Here is a 17,031-nt window from a genome sequence, read left to right on the forward strand (position 1 = left end):
GTCGCTGACGTGCGGGTATGTCCCGACCCCAGGGGAGGAACCCGCATGACGTCTCAGCGCACGCACCACGAGCACCTGGGCCACGTGCTCTTCATCACGGCCGCCGCGGCCATGGGCGGGTTCCTGTTCGGGTACGACAGCGCCGTCATCAACGGCGCGGTCGTCGGGATCCGCAGGCACTTCGGCGTCGGGCCGGTCGAGATCGGGTTCGTGGTGGCCATCGCGCTGCTCGGGTCCGCCGCGGGCGCGTGGACGGGTGGCCGGTTGGCCGATCGGCTGGGGCGGACCAGGTCCATGCAGGTGGCGGCGCTGCTGTTCGCGGTGAGCTCGATCGGGCAGATGTTGCCGTTCGCGATCTGGGATCTCGCGGTGTGGCGGGTGATGGCGGGCTTCGCGATCGGCATGGCCTCGGTCCTGGCGCCCGCGTACATCGCCGAGGTGGCCCCGGCAGCCTACCGGGGCCGGTTGGGCTCGCTCCAGCAGCTGGCCATCGTGCTCGGCATCGCGGTCTCGCAGCTGGTCAACTACCTGATCGCCTGGCGGGCCGGCGGCGACGTGAACAACCACCTGGGGCCGCTGCAGGCGTGGCAGTGGATGCTGGGCGCCTGCGCGGTGCCGGCCCTGCTGTATCTGCTGTTCGCCCTGAACATCCCCGAGTCGCCCCGCTACCTCGTCATGCGAGGGCGCACCAGGCGGGCACGCGAGGTGCTGGCCGAGGTCGAGGGCGACGGGGTGGACATCGACGAGCGGATCTCGGAGATCCAGCACGTGTTGCGGACCCAGCGCGTGCCGGGCATGACGGATCTGCGCGGGCCGGCGCTCGGGCTGCTGCCGATCGTCTGGGTCGGCATCGCCCTGTCGGTCTTCCAGCAGTTCGTCGGCATCAACGTGATCTTCTACTACTCGACCGTGCTGTGGCAGTCGGTCGGCATCAACCAGGCCGACTCCCTGCTGATCAGCTTCTCCAGCTCGATCATCAACATCATCGGAACGTTCATCGCGATCTCGCTCGTGGACAAGATCGGCCGCAGGCCACTGCTCATGATCGGCTCGGCCGGGATGGCGGTCTCGCTGGGCACCGCGGCGTGGGCGTTCAGCGCGGCCAGGGTCGCCGATGGCGCGGTCTCGTTGCCGGACCCGCAGGGGCCGATCGCGCTGATCGCGGCCAACGTGTTCGTGTTGTTCTTCGCGTTGTCGTGGGGCGTCGTGGTGTGGGTGCTGCTGGGCGAGATGTTCCCCAACCGCATCCGCGCCGCAGGCCTGGGCCTCGCCGCCGCGGCCCAGTGGATCGCCAACTGGGCGATCACGGTGTCGTTCCCGGCCCTGTCGGCGTGGAACCTGCCGCTCACGTACGCCGGGTACGCGCTGTTCGCGCTGCTGTCGTTCCTGTTCGTGGCCAAATACGTCAGGGAGACCAAGGGTCGCAAACTTGAGGAAATGGGTTAACCTTCGCGGCGTCTCGGCGTACCGCACCTTCTCCCCGCGGCCCGAGGCGCGGATCGGGCCGCAGGGAGAGGCGGTGGGTGGCCTAGCGCTTTACCGGGCCGCGAAGTCCTGGGTCCAGTAGATCCGGCCCTGGGAGTTCTTGGCCGCCCCGACGCCGATCAGGTTGAACCGGCAGTTCATGATGTTGGCGCGGTGACCCGGGCTGTTCATCCAGCCCTGGACCACGGAGGCGGGTGAGGGCTGGCCGAAGGCGATGTTCTCGGCCCAGGCCGATCCTCCGGTGAACCCGGCCGCCTTGATCCGGTCGGTGAAGCTGCGGCCGTCCTGGGAGGTGTGGTCGAAGTGGCCGGTCCTCGCCATGTCCTGGGAGTGGCCGAAGGCGGCCGCCCGCAGCTGCGGGTCATGGTTGAGCGGTCCGCAACCGCCCTTGGCCCGCTCGGCGTTGGTCAGCCGGACGACCTCGTTCTCCTCGGCAGTGCCCACCGCCCCCGTCGAAGGCGTCGCGGTGGGGGAGCTCGACGGCGTCGGGGTGGGAGTGCTGCTGCTGTCTGGGGAGCAGGACAACCTGGCCGCCCTGGACTTGGCGATGGTACGGCCGCGGAGGTCGGTGGCGAGGGCGTAGTAGACGCCGGGCTCGCAGGCCACCGCGACCTTGACGCGGCCGTTCCTGGTGGCCCCGCTCTTGACCACGGGGTCGCGGCCGGGGACGGCGCGCTTGATCCGGATGCGCAGCAGCGCGGATGAGAAGCAGCCGCGGCGGGCGGCAAAGGATTCGATCTTCAATGCGCTGTTGAGCCGGGGCTTGGCCACGCTGACGCGGCACCTGGCTGCCTCCGACGCCGTTGCGGCCTCGGCCGCCGTGACCGGGACGCAGAGCGCGGCCAGGCTCACGAAGCCGGCGAGTACCCCAAGGGGTCTACGCATAGGGGGTTTCCTCCAGTTGCGGTAGACGCTGGATGGCTCCGCATTCTGTCGGGACCGCAACCCATTTGTCATCAAATTCGCAATATTCCGGTGATGTGCGAGTAAACCAAAGTGATCGTTGAAGCGTCTGTGCCGGACGATCGGCCGGTCCTGCCGGCCGGACCGAAACCCATCGGAGGCTTGTGACGTTCGACACGGCCGGCTGCCCCCGAAAACGCGAAAGCCGCCCGGCGGGGGTTTCCCGCCGGGCGGCTCTCATGTGTCGGGTGGTTCCCCCGATACGGGCGCGTGAGGATCGCGCCCCACCCCCGGCTCGACGAAACTGCCAAGGGCTCCCCGCCCCCGCCCGGCTCATGACCGGACGGGCGCGCGGGAAGATCTACTTGGCGAGCAGCGAACGCAGCACGTACTGCATGATGCCGCCGTGCCGGTAGTAGTCGGCCTCGCCGGGCGTGTCGATGCGGACCACCGCGTCGAACTCGACATCGCCCGCCTTGACGTGCACCGTCTGCGGGATGCCGCCCTTGTTGAGCTCCTCGACGCCCGTGATGTCGAACGTCTCCTCGCCCGTCAGTCCCAGGGATGCGGCGGACGCGCCCTCGGGGAACTGCAGCGGCAGCACGCCCATGCCGATCAGGTTGGAGCGGTGGATGCGCTCGTAGGACTCCGCGATGACCGCCCGCACGCCCAGTAGCGCCGTGCCCTTGGCCGCCCAGTCGCGCGAGGAGCCCGAGCCGTATTCCTTGCCCGCCAGCACAACCAGCGGCGTCCCCGCGGCCGCGTAGTTGACCGAGGCGTCGTAGATGAACGACACGGGGCTCTCGGGCTGGGTGAAGTCGCGGGTGTAGCCGCCCTCGGTGCCCGGCGCGATCTGGTTGCGCAGGCGGATGTTGGCGAACGTGCCCCTGATCATCACCTCGTGGTTGCCGCGCCGCGAGCCGTAGGAGTTGAAGTCCTTGACCTCGACCCCGTTGACCTGCAGGTATTGCGCGGCCGGGGTGCCGGCCTTGATGGAGCCGGCCGGCGAGATGTGGTCGGTGGTGACCGAGTCGCCGACCTTGACCAGCACGCGGGCGCCGGCGATGTCCGTGACCGGCTCCGGCTTCTCCGGCATGCCGTCGAAGTAGGGCGCCTTGCGGACGTAGGTCGAGTCCGGGTCCCACTCGAAGGTGTTGCCGGTCGGGATCGGCAGCGAGCGCCAGTGGTCGTCGCCCTTGAACACGTCGGCGTAGTCACGCTCGAACATGTCGCGGCCGATGGAGGAGTTGACCACGGCGGAGATCTCCTCCGGCGACGGCCAGATGTCCTTGAGGTAGACCGGCTCGCCGTCGGTGCCGAGGCCGAGCGGCTCGGTGTCGAGGTCGATGTCCATGGTCCCGGCCAGCGCGTACGCCACCACGAGCGGCGGCGAGGCCAGGTAGTTCATCTTGACGTCGGGGTTGATGCGGCCCTCGAAGTTGCGGTTGCCCGAGAGCACGGCCGTGACCGCGAGGTCGTTGGCCTGGATGGCCTCGGAGATCTCCGTCGGCAGCGGCCCCGAGTTGCCGATGCAGGTGGTGCACCCGTAGCCGACCAGGTTGAAGCCGATCTTGTCGAGGTAGGGCTGCAGCCCGGAACGCTCGAAGTAGCCGGTGACCACCTGCGACCCGGGGGCCAGCGAGGTCTTGACCCACGGCTTGCGGGTCAGGCCCTTGTCGACGGCGTTGCGGGCCAGCAGCGCCGCGCCGAGCATGACGAAGGGGTTGGAGGTGTTGGTGCACGAGGTGATCGCGGCGATCGAGACGATGCCGTGGTCGATCTCGAACGACGTGCCGTCGGCCATCGTGACCGGGACCGGCTTGTGCGGCCGGCCGCCGTTGGCCGCGGAATTGGAGGCGGGCGCGTCGGAGGCGGGGAACGACTCCTCACCCTCCTCATCCCCGTCGGCCACGTAGTTCTGCACGTCGTGGCGCCAGGTGGTCTTGGCGGCCGACAGTGCGATGCGGTCCTGCGGGCGCTTGGGCCCGGCGATGGACGGCACGACGGTGGCCAGGTCGAGCTCGATGTATTCGGAGAACTCCGGCTCGGGCGCGGAGGGGTCGAGCCAGAGACCCTGCGTCTTGGCGTACGCCTCGACGAGCGCGATCTGCTCCTCGCTGCGCCCGGTCAGCCGCAGGTAGTCGACGGTCTGGCCGTCGATCGGGAAGATGGCGCAGGTGGAGCCGAACTCGGGGCTCATGTTGCCGATCGTGGCCCGGTCGGCCAGCGGCACGGACGCCACGCCCTGGCCGTAGAACTCCACGAACTTGCCGACCACGCCGTGCTTGCGCAGGATCTCGGTGATCGTCAGGACCAGGTCGGTGGCGGTCGCGCCGGCCGGGAGCTGGCCGTTGAGCTTGAAGCCGACCACCCGCGGGATCAGCATGGAGATCGGCTGGCCGAGCATCGCGGCCTCGGCCTCGATGCCGCCGACGCCCCAGCCGAGGACGCCGATGCCGTTTTCCATGGTGGTGTGGGAGTCGGTGCCGACGCAGGTGTCGGGGTAGGCCTTCCCGTCGCGGGTCATGACCACGCGGGCCAGGTGCTCGATGTTGACCTGGTGGACGATGCCGGTGCCGGGCGGCACGACCTTGAACTCGTCGAAGGCCGTCTGGCCCCAGCGCAGGAACTGGTAACGCTCGCGGTTGCGCTCGTACTCCCGCTCCACGTTGCGCTGGAAGGCGTCGGGGTGGCCGAAGAAGTCGACGATGACCGAGTGGTCGATGACCATCTCGGCGGGCGCGAGCGGGTTGATGCGGGCCGGGTCGCCGCCGAGGTCGCGGACGGCCTCACGCATGGTGGCCAGGTCGACCACGCACGGCACGCCGGTGAAGTCCTGCATGATCACGCGCGCGGGCGTGAACTGGATCTCCACGCTCGGCGTCGCCTTGGGGTCCCACGATCCCAGCGCCCGGATGTGGTCGGCGGTGATGTTGGCGCCGTCCTCGGTGCGAAGGAGGTTTTCCAGCAGGATCTTCAGGCTGTACGGGAGGCGTGCGGCGCTCTCGACGGCATCCAGCCGGAAAATCTCGTAAGACGCGTCGCCGACGCGTAGCGTGTCACGGCTGCCGAAGCTGTTCGCGGACACGGTGATTCGCCTCCTCCATCAGACAGGGTTCCAGACCAAATCCTGCCGCACTCCCGGAGGAGCATGCATGTTAGGTAAACCTAACTCGCAGGCCCGGAGCACTGCGGCGCAGATGTCTCGACGTCAAGATATCTCTAGAGTATCTCGACATCAAGTTAAACGGGCGCCAGGCGCCAGAACAGCAGGCCGATGATCGCGACCGACAGGATCGGCGCCAGGATCTTCTGCTCGAACTTCTTGCCCGTCTTGATGCCGATCTTCCACGGCAACAGGAACTTCGCGCCCAGCGGCCACAACACCGGACAGCCCCGTTCGGTCATGCAGTCGCCCACCACATGCATCAGGCAGCCGATCGCCACGGCCAGCCCCAGCCACGCGTACCCGACGGACAGTGACAGGAAGACGGCATAGAGCCCGGCGGTCAGCCCGACGTTGATCATGGCGGACCCCATCTTGTTCCCCGGGATCCCGATGCCCACCGCGCGCAGCGCGAGACCGATGAGCAGCACGACCATGATGTCGCGGCCGATGGGATAGGTGTTGGCCAGCCAGTGCGCCCCGAACCCCATCGCCACGGCGAAGGCCAGCGAATGCGTGGCGCCGCGGTGCCCGCCGCTGATCCACGACACGGCCTTGCTGAGCCCCCACGTGACCGGTCCGAACGTCTGAGCGATGGTCGCGCTCGGGTGGTCGAGGTCGGGCAGCATCGCGGCGCCCGCGCAGACCACGGCGCCCGCGATCAGCTCGGCGGGGCCTAACGCGCCCGCCATGATCCCTGTCTCGATGAACCGGGAGGACTCGGTCAGCAGCGGCAGCGCCGCCAGCGGCGGCGCCAGCCCCAACCAGGCGATGGCCCCGGTCAACGCATGCGTGTGCCCCATCATGATCGGGACTGTACGGCAAAGAAGCCCTTTACGCGGTGAAGCGGGGCCGGACACGGCGAAGCATGCCCCGGAAACGCAGACGAGGTCGTCTCCGCGGCGACAGCACCCCCCAGCCCTGCCGACGCGGAACGACCTCGTCTGCTCTGAACAACGACCCTCTCCCCAATCCTGTTCCCGGATTCCGCAACTTTTTCGTGATCTGGATCACTCTTGGTCTGTGCTTGCGAACGACACACTATCGATATATCGTTGACGCATCGAGAACAGATCACGATATAGGGGGAAACCTATGAGTTCCGCACAAGCAGCAGGAGGGCACTGGCCCGGCGCACACGAATACCGTCAGGCGGCCCGCGAGGCCAAGCAGGCAGCCCGCGAGGCGTTCAAGACCTTGTCTGAGGCCTTCGAGCAGATGGGTGGCCGGCACCACCACCACGAGCACCGGGAGCGCGGCCCGCGGCGCGGTCCCGGGCCGTTCCCGTTCGACTTCGGGCGGGGCGGTCCCTGGGGCGGCCCCGGCGGGCCGTGGGGCGGTCACCGCGGCTGGGGCGGCAGGGGCCGCAAGGCCAAGCGGGGCGACGTGCGCGCCGCGATCCTGGCCCTGCTCGCCGAGGAGCCGCGCAACGGCTACCAGATCATCCAGGAGATCGCCGAGCGCAGCGAGGGCGGCTGGAAGCCCAGCCCTGGCGCCGTCTACCCGGCGCTGCAGCAGCTCACCGATGAGGGCCTGGTGGTTTCGGAGGAGAGCGAAGGCCGCAAGACCTTCCGCCTCACCGACGAAGGCCGCAATTACATCGAGGCGCACGCCGACGAGGTCCGCGCCCCGTGGGACGAGATGCGCCCGGACATCGACGACAACACCGCCGATCTCTGGCACATCGCCCGCCAGTCGGCCTTCGCGATGATGCAAATTCTCCAAACCGGAAACGACGCACAAATCCGGGAAGCGCGTAAGACTTTGGTAGAGACCCGGCGCAAGCTCTACCAGATCCTGGCAGACGACGAACCGGGCGAGGAGTGACCGGGCTACGGGGACCGAGGAGTCGGGTATGGAGCGTGACGACCTGCGCATCGGCGATGCCGAGCGTGAGCAGACGATGGCCGCCCTGCGTGAGCACTTCGCGCAGGGCCGCCTGACCCACGAGGAGCTCGACGAGCGGCTCGACCGGACGCTGACCGCCAAGACCGGCCGGGACCTGACGCAGATCACGGCCGACCTACCCGGGCACCAGCCCACCCCACAGCACGCCATGGACGACTGGCGCGCCTCGATGATGGCGAACCGCTACCAGGTCGAGGCCATGCGGCAGGCCCATGGCGACATGCGCCAGGCGCACAGGGAGATGCGGCGACAGTGGCACCGCCACGGGCACCCGTGGCGGCAGCATCACCGGGGCCCGCACCCGTTCGTCGGCGTGCTGTTCGGGCTCATGGTGCTGAGCCTGATCTTCGGGCTCGGCATCTTCAAGGTGCTGTTCGCGCTGTTCGTGGGCGCGATGGTCTTCAGCCTGATCCACCGGCGTTTCCACTATCGCCGCTGAGGTCCGTCCAGGTCGGTTTTGGGCCTTGACCCTGTCGAGGGCTGAACTGATGATCTGGGCGGGCCTTAAAACGCGAAAGGGACGCCGCATGACCGAGGGCACTCCGGCCAACCCGTTCGCCGCCGTCGCGCACGCCGACGGGCTCGACCTGGACGTGCCGGACTATCAGTCCCGATTCGACCGCGACCACGCCGCACGCACCGAGCCGATGTGGAAGCTGGAGCGCGCCCAGGTGTTCTACGAGCCGGACGTGGCGAGCTGGCGGGCCATGATGGACGGTGACTGGGCGGGCTCGCTGGCCCTGGCCGAGCGCATGGCCGGGCCGCTGGAGGATTACTTCCGCAGCCGCGTGCCGGTCTGGCGGGTGCGGGTGGTGGAGTTTCCGATCACCGCCTACCTGCAGTGGGAGCTGCACGTGCTGGCCGTGCGCGCCCGGGCCGGATCACCCTGCCGGGTGGTGCCCGCCGAGCGGGTCGCCGCCCACGACCCCCTGCCCGAGCTGGTGATCTTCTCGCCGTCCCTCATGTACGAGGTGCTCTACGACCGCTACGGCGGTTGCGGGGGAGGCCGGCGCATCACCGATCCCCATGTCGTGGCCCCCTGCCTGCGGGCGGTGCGCGAGTTGTACGCCGGCGGCGAGGACGTGCTGCGCTTCCACGAGCGCGAGATCGCGCCGCTGCCGCCGCCGGTCGTCACCGACGCGATGCGGGCCGCGGTGCCCGCGTACGCGCACCGCACCGAGGAGTTCAGGGTCTGACCTCGTTCACGCACCGCAGCACGGGAAAGCTCGTCAACGCCCGGGCGTCCAGATCCCTGGCCGTGGTGACCTGGAAGACCGCGCTCTCGCCCGGCAGCAGGGTGACGAGCTGGTCGTCCACGCTCGCGTCGGGGTCGAGCCGGTCGGGGAAGATCGCGAGCTCCCGCAGCAGGCTGATCGCGGTCACGATCACCCGGTAGCCGCCGGACGAGCGCTCGACGTAGGCGTCGTAGGCTGCGTCGGGCAACGCCACGGCGGTGTCCTCGGCGTAGAGGCGCACCGCCCGGACGTGGCCCAGCCGGGCGGCGAGCAGCTCCCGCGCCGGGTCGTCGGGCACGGCGACCGGCTCCGGCAGCGTCACCTTGGTCACCGACCGGGGGGCCACGTGCACGGCCACGACCTCCTTGGCCAAAGGCTCGCCCGACAGGCTCTGCCGGACCAGGTGCAGCTCACCCGACCAGGGCTCGGGCAGGTCGTTGACCAGGGCGAGCTCGCCGTCCTGCACGGTGAGCAGCCGGTGGGTGTAGGCGCGGCGCAGCGCGTACCAGAGCGGCTTGCGGCGGCCGTCGCCGTCGACGGCCGACCACGACGTCACCGGCCAGCAGTCGTTGAGCTGCCAGACGATCGTGCCCATCGTCCAGGGCATGAGCGAGCGGAACCGCTCGACGCCGAACGTCACCGCCCGCGCCTGGTTGAGCTGAGTCAGGTAGTGCCAGTCGTCGAACGTCTCGGGCCGCGGCAGGTGCTCACCCAGCCCGCGCAGCAGCTTGGCGCGCCCGTCGATCGCCTTCTGGTGCGCGGAGTCCGGCGTCAGCGGCTCGTCGGAGGAGGCCCGGCGCAGGGTCGCATACGCGGGCGGCCCCTGGAAGCCGAACTCGGCCACGAAGCGGGGCCGGTAGGCGGCGTACCGGGAGTAGTCCTCGCGGTTCCAGACGTCCCAGATGTGGATCGTGCCACGTGCGGGGTCGTTCGGCGGCAGGCCGGGCGCGCCCGAGTAAGGACTGCCCGGCCAGTACGGGCGCGTGGGGTCGAGCTCGGCGACGATCCCGGGGAGCAGGTCGTAGTAGAACCCCGCCCCCCAGCTGCGCCCCTCGAGCCGCTCCTGCCAGCCCCAGTCGGCGTGGCCCTCCAGGTTCTCGTTGTTGCCGCACCACACCACCAGACTGGGATGCGGAGCGAGCCGGGACACGTTCTCCCTGGCCTCCGCGGCCACCTCGGAGCGGAACGGCTCCTCCTCCGGGTAGGCGGCGCAGGCGAACGGGAAGTCCTGCCAGACCATCAGGCCCAGCTCGTCGGCCAGGTCGTAGAAGTCGTCGCTCTCGTACAGGCCGCCGCCCCAGACCCGCAGCAGGTTGACCCCTGCGGCCACGGCCTGCCCGAGCCGCTCGGCCAGGCGTTCCCTGGTGACGCGGGAGGGGAAGCAGTCGTCGGGGATCCAGTTGACGCCCTTGACGAAGACCGGGACGCCGTTGACCTCGAGCCTGAACGCCTCACGCTCCAGCTCCACGGACCGGAACCCGACCCTGCCCCGCCATACGTCCTCGCCGAGGCGGACGGCCAGGTCGTAGAGGGGCTGGTCGCCGTACCCGCGTGGCCACCACGGCTCGGGGTCGGAGACCTGGAGCGAGAGCACGGCGGCCCGCCCGTCCACGCGTTGCTCCGCGGTGACCCCGGCGATCTCGGCGGACAGCGTGAGCGGCTCCTCGGTGGTCCGCTCGACGCGGACGTGCACATGCACCGTGCCGTCCGCGTGCGCCAGCGGGCGCACCTCCGCCAGCCTGGCGCCGCTCCAGCTCTCCAGCCCGATCGGCCGCCAGATCCCGGCCGTCACCAGCGTGGGACCCCAGTCCCAGCCGAAGTTGCAGGCCATCTTGCGGATGAAGGGATAGGGCTCGTCGTAGGCGCCCGGCCGCGTCCCGAGCGCCGCCCGCCGCTCCTCGGCGTAGGCGTAGGCCGAACCGAAGGTCACCGTCAGCTCGTTGTCACCGTCCCGCAGCAGGTGGCGGACAGGAAAGCGGTAGGAGCGGTGCTGGTTGGCCGTGCTGCCGACGCGCACCCCGTTGAGCTCGATCGCGGCGACCGTGTCCAGGCCCTCGCACACCAGGTCCGTGCGCTCGTGCTCGTCCGGCGACCAGGCGAACGTGGTGCGGTAGGTCCATTCTGTCCGGCCGATCCAGGCCAGCCGGTGCTCGTGGTCGTCGAGATAGGGGTCGTCGATGATCCCGGCCGCGAGCAGATCGGTGTGCACACAGCCGGGCACGGTCGCGGCCACGCCCGTGATGTCCTGCGACGACAGGGTCCAGCCGTCGTGCAGCGGACGGTAGGTCAAGTAGATCTCCTTAGCAGGTTTCGAGCTGGGCGCAGGCCACGAAATGCCCCGGTCCGGCCTCCAGCAGGGCCCCTGTCGTGCCGCGCTCGTGGTAGAGGCAGGTGTCCACGGCCGCGGCGTCGGCCCACTCCTCGTGCAGACGCGGCACCGCCGACAGCAGCTCGCGCGTGTACGGGTGCAGCGGGTCGCCGAAGACCTTGTCCGTCAGCCCCATCTCCACCACGCCGCCCTTGCGCAGCACCACTGTGCGCTCGGCGAGGTAGTTGCCGAGCGACAGGTCGTGCGTGATGTAGAGCACGCCGAGACCCCTCGTCTTCAGCTCGGCCAGCAGGTTGAGCACATCGATGCGGGTGGAGGCATCCAGCATGCTGGTGATCTCATCGGCCACCAGCAGCTTGATGTCCAGCATCAGCGCCCGGGCGATGAGCAGGCGCTGCAGCTGGCCGCCGCTGAGCTGGTGCGGATACTTGCCGAGCACCTGGTCGGGATTGAGCCGCACGTCCCGCAGCGCGGCGCGCACCCGCTCGTCCCACTCCTGCTCGGGCACCGCCGGGTAGTACGACTCCTTGATCATGGCGAACACGCGGTCGGCCTTGAACACCGGGTTGAACGAGCTGAACGGGTCCTGGAAGATCCCCTGGACGTGGCGGTAATACTCCTTGGCGCCGCGCACCGGCCGCCCGTCGAACGTGATCGAGCCGCTGGTCACCGGGTTCAGCCCGAGGATCATGCGGCCGATCGTGCTCTTGCCGCTGCCGCTCTCCCCGATCAGGGAGACGACCTCGCCGGGCACGACGTCGAAGCTGACGCTCCGCACGGCCGCGACGGTCTTGCCGCCGAAGGCGCCGATCCTGAATTCCTTGGTGACGTCGTCGAGTCTCAGCATCATGCCTTCCAGCAGGCGACGTGGTGGGCGGGCGCGATCTCGACCACCGGCGGCTCCTCGGCGCACTCGTCCCCGGCGATCGGGCAACGATCGCGGAAGCGGCAACCGGCGGGCGGGTTAAGCAGCGACGGCGGGCTGCCGGCGATGCCCTCCAGCCGGCGCTCGGCATACCGCACGCCGACCTCGGGCAGGGAGTCCAGGAGTAGCCTCGTGTACGGGTGCCGCGGCGCTTTGACGATCACGTCGGCGGGCGCCTTCTCGGCCAGCTTGCCCGCGTACATGACCATGATCGTGTCGGCGATGTGGTGGGTGAGCGCGAGGTCGTGGGTGACGAAGATCATGCTCTTGACGTAGCCGCTGTCGCGGAAGCCGAGCAGGGCGCGGGCGACGGCCTTCTGGGTGGAGACGTCCAGCGCGGAGGTGACCTCGTCGGCGATCAGCAGCGACGGGTCGAGCAGGGTGGAGATGACCATCACCATGCGCTGCTTCATGCCGCCCGACAACTCGATCGGGTAGCGGTCGAGCACCTCGCGGGGCAGCCCGACCTGGTCCATCCGGCGCTCCAGCTCGGCGGCGTCCAGGGCCGCGCCCCGCGACTTGAGCAGCTCGCCGACCATCTTGCGGATCTTGCGGGTGGGGTTGAGCGCGCTCATGGCGTACTGCGGGATGAGGGAGACCTCCTTGAAGCGGAAGTCGTTCATCCTGCGGTCGTCGGCGATCGGCAGCTCCGTGCCGTCGAGCTCTACGCGGCCGCCCACGTGCTGCATGCGGCCGTCCATGCGGATGAGGCTCTTGCCCAGCGTGCTCTTGCCGCAGCCGGACTCGCCGACCAGGCCGAGGATCTCGCCGTCGCCGAGGTCGAAGGACATGCCGTCGAGGGCGCGTACCTCGCCCTTCAGCGTCCTGTAGTGCACGCGCAGCTCGCTGACCCGCAGACTCATGTCTCCCTCAGCTTCGGGTTGAAGACCTCGTCGAGGCCGACGTTGGCCACGTACAGGGCGCCCACGATGGCCGTGATCGCCGCGCCCGGCGGCACGAACCACCACCACATGCCTAACTGGAGTGCGCTCCACTGGGTGGCGTTCTGCAGCATCAACCCCAGCGAGACCCCCTCGGTGGGGCCGAGGCCGATGAAGTCCAGCGAGGAGGCGATGAGCACCGAGCCGCCGAACAGCAGGATGAACGTCATGAACAGGTAGGAGCTCATGTTCGGCGCGACCTCCCTGGCGATGATCCGCCCGGTGCCCGAGCCGCTCATCCTGGCCAGGTCCACAAACTCCCGCGTACGCAGCGAGAACGTCTGCGCCCTGATCGCCCGCGCCGCCCACGGCCACTGCGTCAGCCCGATGAACAGGCCCTGCACGGCCACGCTGCGGATGCCCAGGTACGCGTTGATGATCAGCAGCACGGCCAGGGTCGGGATGACCAGGATGATGTTGGTCAGCATGTTGAGCACCTCGTCGACGATGCCGCCGAGGTAGCCGGCCACGAAGCCGACGACCATGCCGATGACCGCGGCGATGCCGCCGCCGATCACGCCGACCGCGAAGGTGCTGCGCAGGCCGTGCACGAACTGGGCGAAGATGTCCTGGCCGAACGTGCTGGTGCCGAGCCAGTACTCGCCGGAGGGCGGGCTCATGGGCTTCGGGCCGTACTGGTTGGGCGCGGCGTCCACGAACAGCGGCCCGATCAGGCCCAGCACGAGCAGCGCGAGCACGATGCCGAGGCCGGTCATCAGCTTGCCATTGCGCACCGCGAAGTACAGCGCCTCGCGCCGCACCCCGGCCCGCTCGCGCGGGGCGACTTCCTGGAGCGTCGTCATGCCTGCGCACCCGCCATTCCCGCCCTGGTCCGCGGATCGACCACGACGTAGACGATGTCGATGATGAAGTTGGCGATCAGCACGCCGAGCACGATGAACAGGAACGAGCCCTGGAGGAGGAAGAAGTCCTTGTTCTTGATGGCGTTGAGAATCAGGCTGCCGAGGCCCGGATAGGCGAAGACGATCTCGGTGACCAGCGCTCCGGCCACCAGCACGCCCAGTTGCAGCGCCAGGCCGGTGATCTGCGGCAGGACGGCGTTGCGGAAGGCGTACCTGCGGATCAGCCTGGACGGGGCGCCGAGCGCCGACAGGTAGTTGGAGTAGTCGGACTCCAGCTCATAGATGATCATGTTGCGCATGCCGATGGCCCAGCCGCCCAGCGCCACCAGGAACAACGACAGGAACGGCAGCGTCCAGTGGTGCACCAGGTCGAGCATGAAGGTCCACGACCAGTTGGGGCGCATCGAGAAGCTGTAGCCGCCGGCGACCGGGAAGAAGCCGCCGATCACGCCGAGCGCCCACGCCAGGAGCACCGCCAGCCACATGTACGGCATGGCCGTCAACACGTATCCGACGGGGAGCACGGTGTTGTCGAGGAGCTTGCGGCGGGCGGCGTACGCGCCGAACTGGTTGCCCACCACCCAGCTGAGCAGCACCGACGGGACGATCAGCGCCAGCGTGTACGGCACCGCGTTGATGATCACGTCGCTGACCGGCGTCGGGAACAGCCAGATGCTCAGCCCGAAGTCGCCCCTGAACAGGGCGCCCCAGAAGTTCAGGTACTGCTGCCACAGCGGCTGGTCGAAGCCGAAGAGGTTGTTGTAGTAGGCCCGCATGGCCTCCACGGCCTCGGGCCTGGTCACGTTGGCCCTGGCCACCATGCTGGCGACGGGGTCTCCCGGCATGAAGCGCGGGATCATCCAGTTGACCGTGACCGCGACGAAGAAGGTCAATCCGTAGATGAGGAGTTTTCTGCCGAAATAACGACGCACGTGCGGCTCTCCGGGAAGGCCCCCCGCTCGGCGAGCGGGGGGCTAGAGGGGGTTGGCGGGGTCGAGGGGCCGATCAGGAGCCGGAGGGCTGGAGCTGGGTGAGGCTCTCGAAACCGCCGAGTTCGAGCCAGTTACGCCACATGACGGCGCCGGTCTTGGGAGCGCTGCCCGCGCCGGACGGCCAGTTCTTCCACACGGAGTTGCTGGACTGCGCCCACAGGCCGTTGTACCAGAGCGGGATCACCGGCATGTCGTCCAGGTGGATCTGCTGGAGCTGCGAGATGATCTTCTTCATGCCCTCGACGTCGTCGGTCTTGACCTGGTCGAGCTGCTGCACCAGGTCCCAGGCCTTCTTGTTCTCGTAACGGGCGAAGTTGACCGTGTTCTGCTGCTTCTGGATCGGCAGCTGGAACATGTACTCGTAGTAGGTGTACGGCGAGTTCGACAGCTGCCGCTCGTTGTTGATGAGCAGGTCGTAGTCGCCCTTGGCGCGCTTCTCGACCAGTGCGTTGAAGTCGGGGAAGTCCGGCGTGATCTGGATGCCGGCGCCCTTGGCGCTGGTCGCGATGGACCGGGCCGACTCCATCCAGTCGGTCCAGCCGGACGGCACGATGAGCGTCAGGTTCATCTTGGAGCCGTCCTTGTTCTCCACGAACCCGTCGCCGTCGGTGTCCTTGTAGCCGGCGTCCGACAGCAGCTTCTTGGCCTTGGCGGCGTCGAACGCGAACCCGGACGAGGAGACCACGTTCTGGTCCACGAACTGCTCCCACTGCGGCAGCAGGCCGGTCGGGCTGGAGGCCTTGACCAGGTTGCCGTAGACGCCCTCGACGATCTGCTTGGTGTCGATGGAGGAGGCCAGCGCCTTGCGGAAGGCCGGGTCGTTCATCGGCTTCTTGGTGTTGTTGGGCACCAGCCAGGCGGTGTTGGCGGACAGGTGGTACGGCGGCTCGGCGTAGTAGGTCGTCAGGCCGAAGTTGCCCTTGACCAGGTTCGCCACGCCGGGCAGGAAGTTGTTGGACAGGTCCAGGCCCTTCTGCATCAGCAGACCCAGCGCGACCTCGTTGCTCGGGGTGGCGATGTCCACGATGTAGCGGGGCTTGGGCTCCATGTTCAGCGCCGTCTTGCCCCACCAGTCGTCGCGGCGCTGCAGCACCACGCGGTCCTGATCCTTGCTCATGAACTTGTACGCGCCGGTGCCGACCGGGTTCTCGTTGACCCCGTCCAGGACCTCCTTCTCCGAGCGGCCCTTCCAGATGTGCTCGGGCACGATCGTGCGGCCGTAGAGGTTGAAGTCCCACTGCTGGTAGTTGGCCTTGGAGAAGGTGAACTTCACCGTCTGGTCGTCAACGGCCTCGACGGTCTTCAGCCAGGTCCACAGGTTGTGGTACGGGATCGTCTCCATCTTGCCGAGCTCGAACGAGAACACCACGTCCTTGGCGGTCAGCGGCTGCCCGTCGGACCACTTGATCCCCTGGCGCAGCTTGACCTGATAGGTGGAGTCGTCGGTCCACGAGCCGCTCTCGGCCAGCCACGGGGTGAGCTTGGCCGCGGTGGTGTCGTAGTGGAACAGCGACTCGTACACCAGGCCCTTGGTGCCCACGGCCGAGTCCCATTCCCGGATCGGGTTGAAGTTGGCCGGTGGACCCCATTGCGTGCCCGTGGTGTAGAGCGTCTCGCTACGCGGCAGCTGATCGGGGTTGGCAGGAGCCGCCGCGCCCTGGCTCCCCTGTGTCTGACCGGCCGGCGGGGTCGGCGTGGATCCGCCGCCGGTGCAGGCCGTGGCGAGCAGGCCCGCCGCCACGAGCGGAATCATGATCCGAGCCCGGTTACGCATCGCTTCTCTCCTTCCCTCCGCGCGTCTGGCGCGAAGGTTCGCACGTGTGCTTCAACACCCCCGATGGGCCGGGCTCGGACGGACCCCGCGCCTGCTGGTGCCGGGTTTGCTGGGAGCGCTCCCACACGTAAACGCAAGCACGCTCCGCCTATGAGACCGGTGAGCGATCACTCTTCAGTAGTCACAGGTCACGCGACCTGCTGAACCGGATAAGTACCGCGAACGTAAATTCCGCATGTCCATGCCGTCAATAGCCGTGACGCTTTCGAGACGTGCGTTTGGAAGCGCTCCCATATCGGCGCCGCGGCCTCATTCAGCACGAACACCCGCCCGCCGAGGCGACGACTAACCGGTTCAACAAGGCCACTGAACGGCACCCTCACACACGGTGACGGCGACACGGTGACGGCGACACGGTGACGGCGACACGGTGACGGCGACACGGTGACGGCGACACGGTGACGGCGACACGGTGACGGCGACACGGTGACGGCGACACGGTGACGGCGA

13 protein-coding genes are annotated in these 17,031 nt (G+C 68.5%); 4 read left to right on the forward strand and 9 right to left on the reverse strand.

Annotated elements, in window-relative coordinates; all coding sequences use genetic code 11:
* Window positions 1–45 precede the first annotated feature (45 nt).
* A complete protein-coding gene (locus Q9G87_RS43105) occupies window positions 46–1,446 on the forward strand; it encodes a sugar porter family MFS transporter (protein WP_305922405.1) in 1,401 nt (466 codons plus the stop codon).
* Window positions 1,447–1,536: 90 nt separating this feature from the next.
* On the opposite strand, the gene Q9G87_RS43110 is transcribed toward Q9G87_RS43105, so the two are convergent.
* The 3 genes from Q9G87_RS43110 to Q9G87_RS43120 all read right to left on the reverse strand — a co-directional run bounded on the left by Q9G87_RS43110 (window position 1,537) and on the right by Q9G87_RS43120 (window position 6,360).
* Window positions 1,537–2,370: a CAP domain-containing protein gene (locus Q9G87_RS43110; RefSeq protein ID WP_305922406.1), complete on the reverse strand. Its 834-nt coding sequence runs from the start codon at window positions 2,368–2,370 to the stop codon at window positions 1,537–1,539.
* 379 nt (window positions 2,371–2,749) lie between these two features.
* Entirely contained in the window at window positions 2,750–5,476 is a 2,727-nt protein-coding gene (acnA, locus tag Q9G87_RS43115; protein WP_305922407.1) for an aconitate hydratase AcnA, read from the reverse strand.
* 155 nt (window positions 5,477–5,631) lie between these two features.
* On the reverse strand, window positions 5,632–6,360 hold the full coding sequence (locus Q9G87_RS43120) for a metal-dependent hydrolase (protein WP_305922408.1): 729 nt from the start codon (window positions 6,358–6,360) through the stop codon (window positions 5,632–5,634).
* Window positions 6,361–6,649: 289 nt separating this feature from the next.
* Between Q9G87_RS43120 and Q9G87_RS43125 the strand changes: the two genes are divergently transcribed.
* The 3 genes from Q9G87_RS43125 (at window position 6,650) to Q9G87_RS43135 (ending at window position 8,658) form a co-directional block, all read left to right on the forward strand.
* Complete coding sequence (locus Q9G87_RS43125) at window positions 6,650–7,381, forward strand: PadR family transcriptional regulator (protein WP_305922409.1); 732 nt, start codon at window positions 6,650–6,652, stop codon at window positions 7,379–7,381.
* A gap of 28 nt (window positions 7,382–7,409) precedes the next feature.
* Window positions 7,410–7,901: a DUF1707 SHOCT-like domain-containing protein gene (locus tag Q9G87_RS43130; protein ID WP_305922410.1), complete on the forward strand. Its 492-nt coding sequence runs from the start codon at window positions 7,410–7,412 to the stop codon at window positions 7,899–7,901.
* An 88-nt stretch (window positions 7,902–7,989) separates the two neighbouring features.
* Complete coding sequence (locus Q9G87_RS43135) at window positions 7,990–8,658, forward strand: DUF6879 family protein (protein ID WP_305922411.1); 669 nt, start codon at window positions 7,990–7,992, stop codon at window positions 8,656–8,658.
* Here Q9G87_RS43135 and Q9G87_RS43140 read toward each other — a convergent pair.
* From Q9G87_RS43140 to Q9G87_RS43165, 6 genes are all read right to left on the reverse strand, one after another.
* Entirely contained in the window at window positions 8,648–10,987 is a 2,340-nt protein-coding gene (locus Q9G87_RS43140) for a glycoside hydrolase family 2 protein (RefSeq protein WP_305922412.1), read from the reverse strand. The genes Q9G87_RS43135 and Q9G87_RS43140 overlap by 11 nt on opposite strands.
* Before the next feature lie 10 nt (window positions 10,988–10,997).
* A complete protein-coding gene (locus Q9G87_RS43145; RefSeq protein ID WP_305922420.1) occupies window positions 10,998–11,873 on the reverse strand; it encodes an ABC transporter ATP-binding protein in 876 nt (291 codons plus the stop codon).
* On the reverse strand, window positions 11,873–12,814 hold the full coding sequence (locus tag Q9G87_RS43150; protein WP_305922413.1) for an ABC transporter ATP-binding protein: 942 nt from the start codon (window positions 12,812–12,814) through the stop codon (window positions 11,873–11,875). The genes Q9G87_RS43145 and Q9G87_RS43150 overlap by 1 nt, the downstream gene beginning before the upstream one ends.
* Entirely contained in the window at window positions 12,811–13,695 is an 885-nt protein-coding gene (locus Q9G87_RS43155) for an ABC transporter permease (protein ID WP_305922414.1), read from the reverse strand. The genes Q9G87_RS43150 and Q9G87_RS43155 overlap by 4 nt, the downstream gene beginning before the upstream one ends.
* Window positions 13,692–14,687, reverse strand: coding sequence for an ABC transporter permease (locus Q9G87_RS43160; protein ID WP_305922415.1), 996 nt, complete (start codon window positions 14,685–14,687; stop codon window positions 13,692–13,694). Before Q9G87_RS43160 ends, Q9G87_RS43155 begins: the two co-directional genes overlap by 4 nt.
* 73 nt (window positions 14,688–14,760) lie before the next feature.
* Window positions 14,761–16,521 carry an ABC transporter substrate-binding protein gene (locus tag Q9G87_RS43165; protein ID WP_305922416.1) on the reverse strand — a complete coding sequence of 587 codons (1,761 nt, stop codon included), beginning with the start codon at window positions 16,519–16,521 and terminating at the stop codon, window positions 14,761–14,763.
* Between the last annotated feature and the right edge of the window lie 510 nt (window positions 16,522–17,031).

The organism is Nonomuraea turcica, assembly GCF_030718205.1.
In the GTDB taxonomy this organism is placed as follows: Bacteria; Actinomycetota; Actinomycetes; order Streptosporangiales; family Streptosporangiaceae; genus Nonomuraea.

Bases quoted from the DNA above. Each gene is read 5' to 3' on its own strand.
- Q9G87_RS43125 (WP_305922409.1), top strand. From the start codon at position 6,650: ATGAGTTCCGCACAAGCAGCAGGAGGGCACTGGCCCGGCGCACACGAA.
- Q9G87_RS43130 (WP_305922410.1), top strand. From the start codon at position 7,410: ATGGAGCGTGACGACCTGCGCATCGGCGATGCCGAGCGTGAGCAGACG.
- Q9G87_RS43145 (WP_305922420.1), bottom strand. From the start codon at position 11,873: ATGCTGAGACTCGACGACGTCACCAAGGAATTCAGGATCGGCGCCTTC.
- Q9G87_RS43165 (WP_305922416.1), bottom strand. From the start codon at position 16,521: ATGCGTAACCGGGCTCGGATCATGATTCCGCTCGTGGCGGCGGGCCTG.
- Q9G87_RS43150 (WP_305922413.1), bottom strand. From the start codon at position 12,814: ATGAGTCTGCGGGTCAGCGAGCTGCGCGTGCACTACAGGACGCTGAAG.
- Q9G87_RS43105 (WP_305922405.1), top strand. From the start codon at position 46: ATGACGTCTCAGCGCACGCACCACGAGCACCTGGGCCACGTGCTCTTC.
- Q9G87_RS43110 (WP_305922406.1), bottom strand. From the start codon at position 2,370: ATGCGTAGACCCCTTGGGGTACTCGCCGGCTTCGTGAGCCTGGCCGCG.
- Q9G87_RS43155 (WP_305922414.1), bottom strand. From the start codon at position 13,695: ATGACGACGCTCCAGGAAGTCGCCCCGCGCGAGCGGGCCGGGGTGCGG.
- Q9G87_RS43135 (WP_305922411.1), top strand. From the start codon at position 7,990: ATGACCGAGGGCACTCCGGCCAACCCGTTCGCCGCCGTCGCGCACGCC.
- Q9G87_RS43120 (WP_305922408.1), bottom strand. From the start codon at position 6,360: ATGATGGGGCACACGCATGCGTTGACCGGGGCCATCGCCTGGTTGGGG.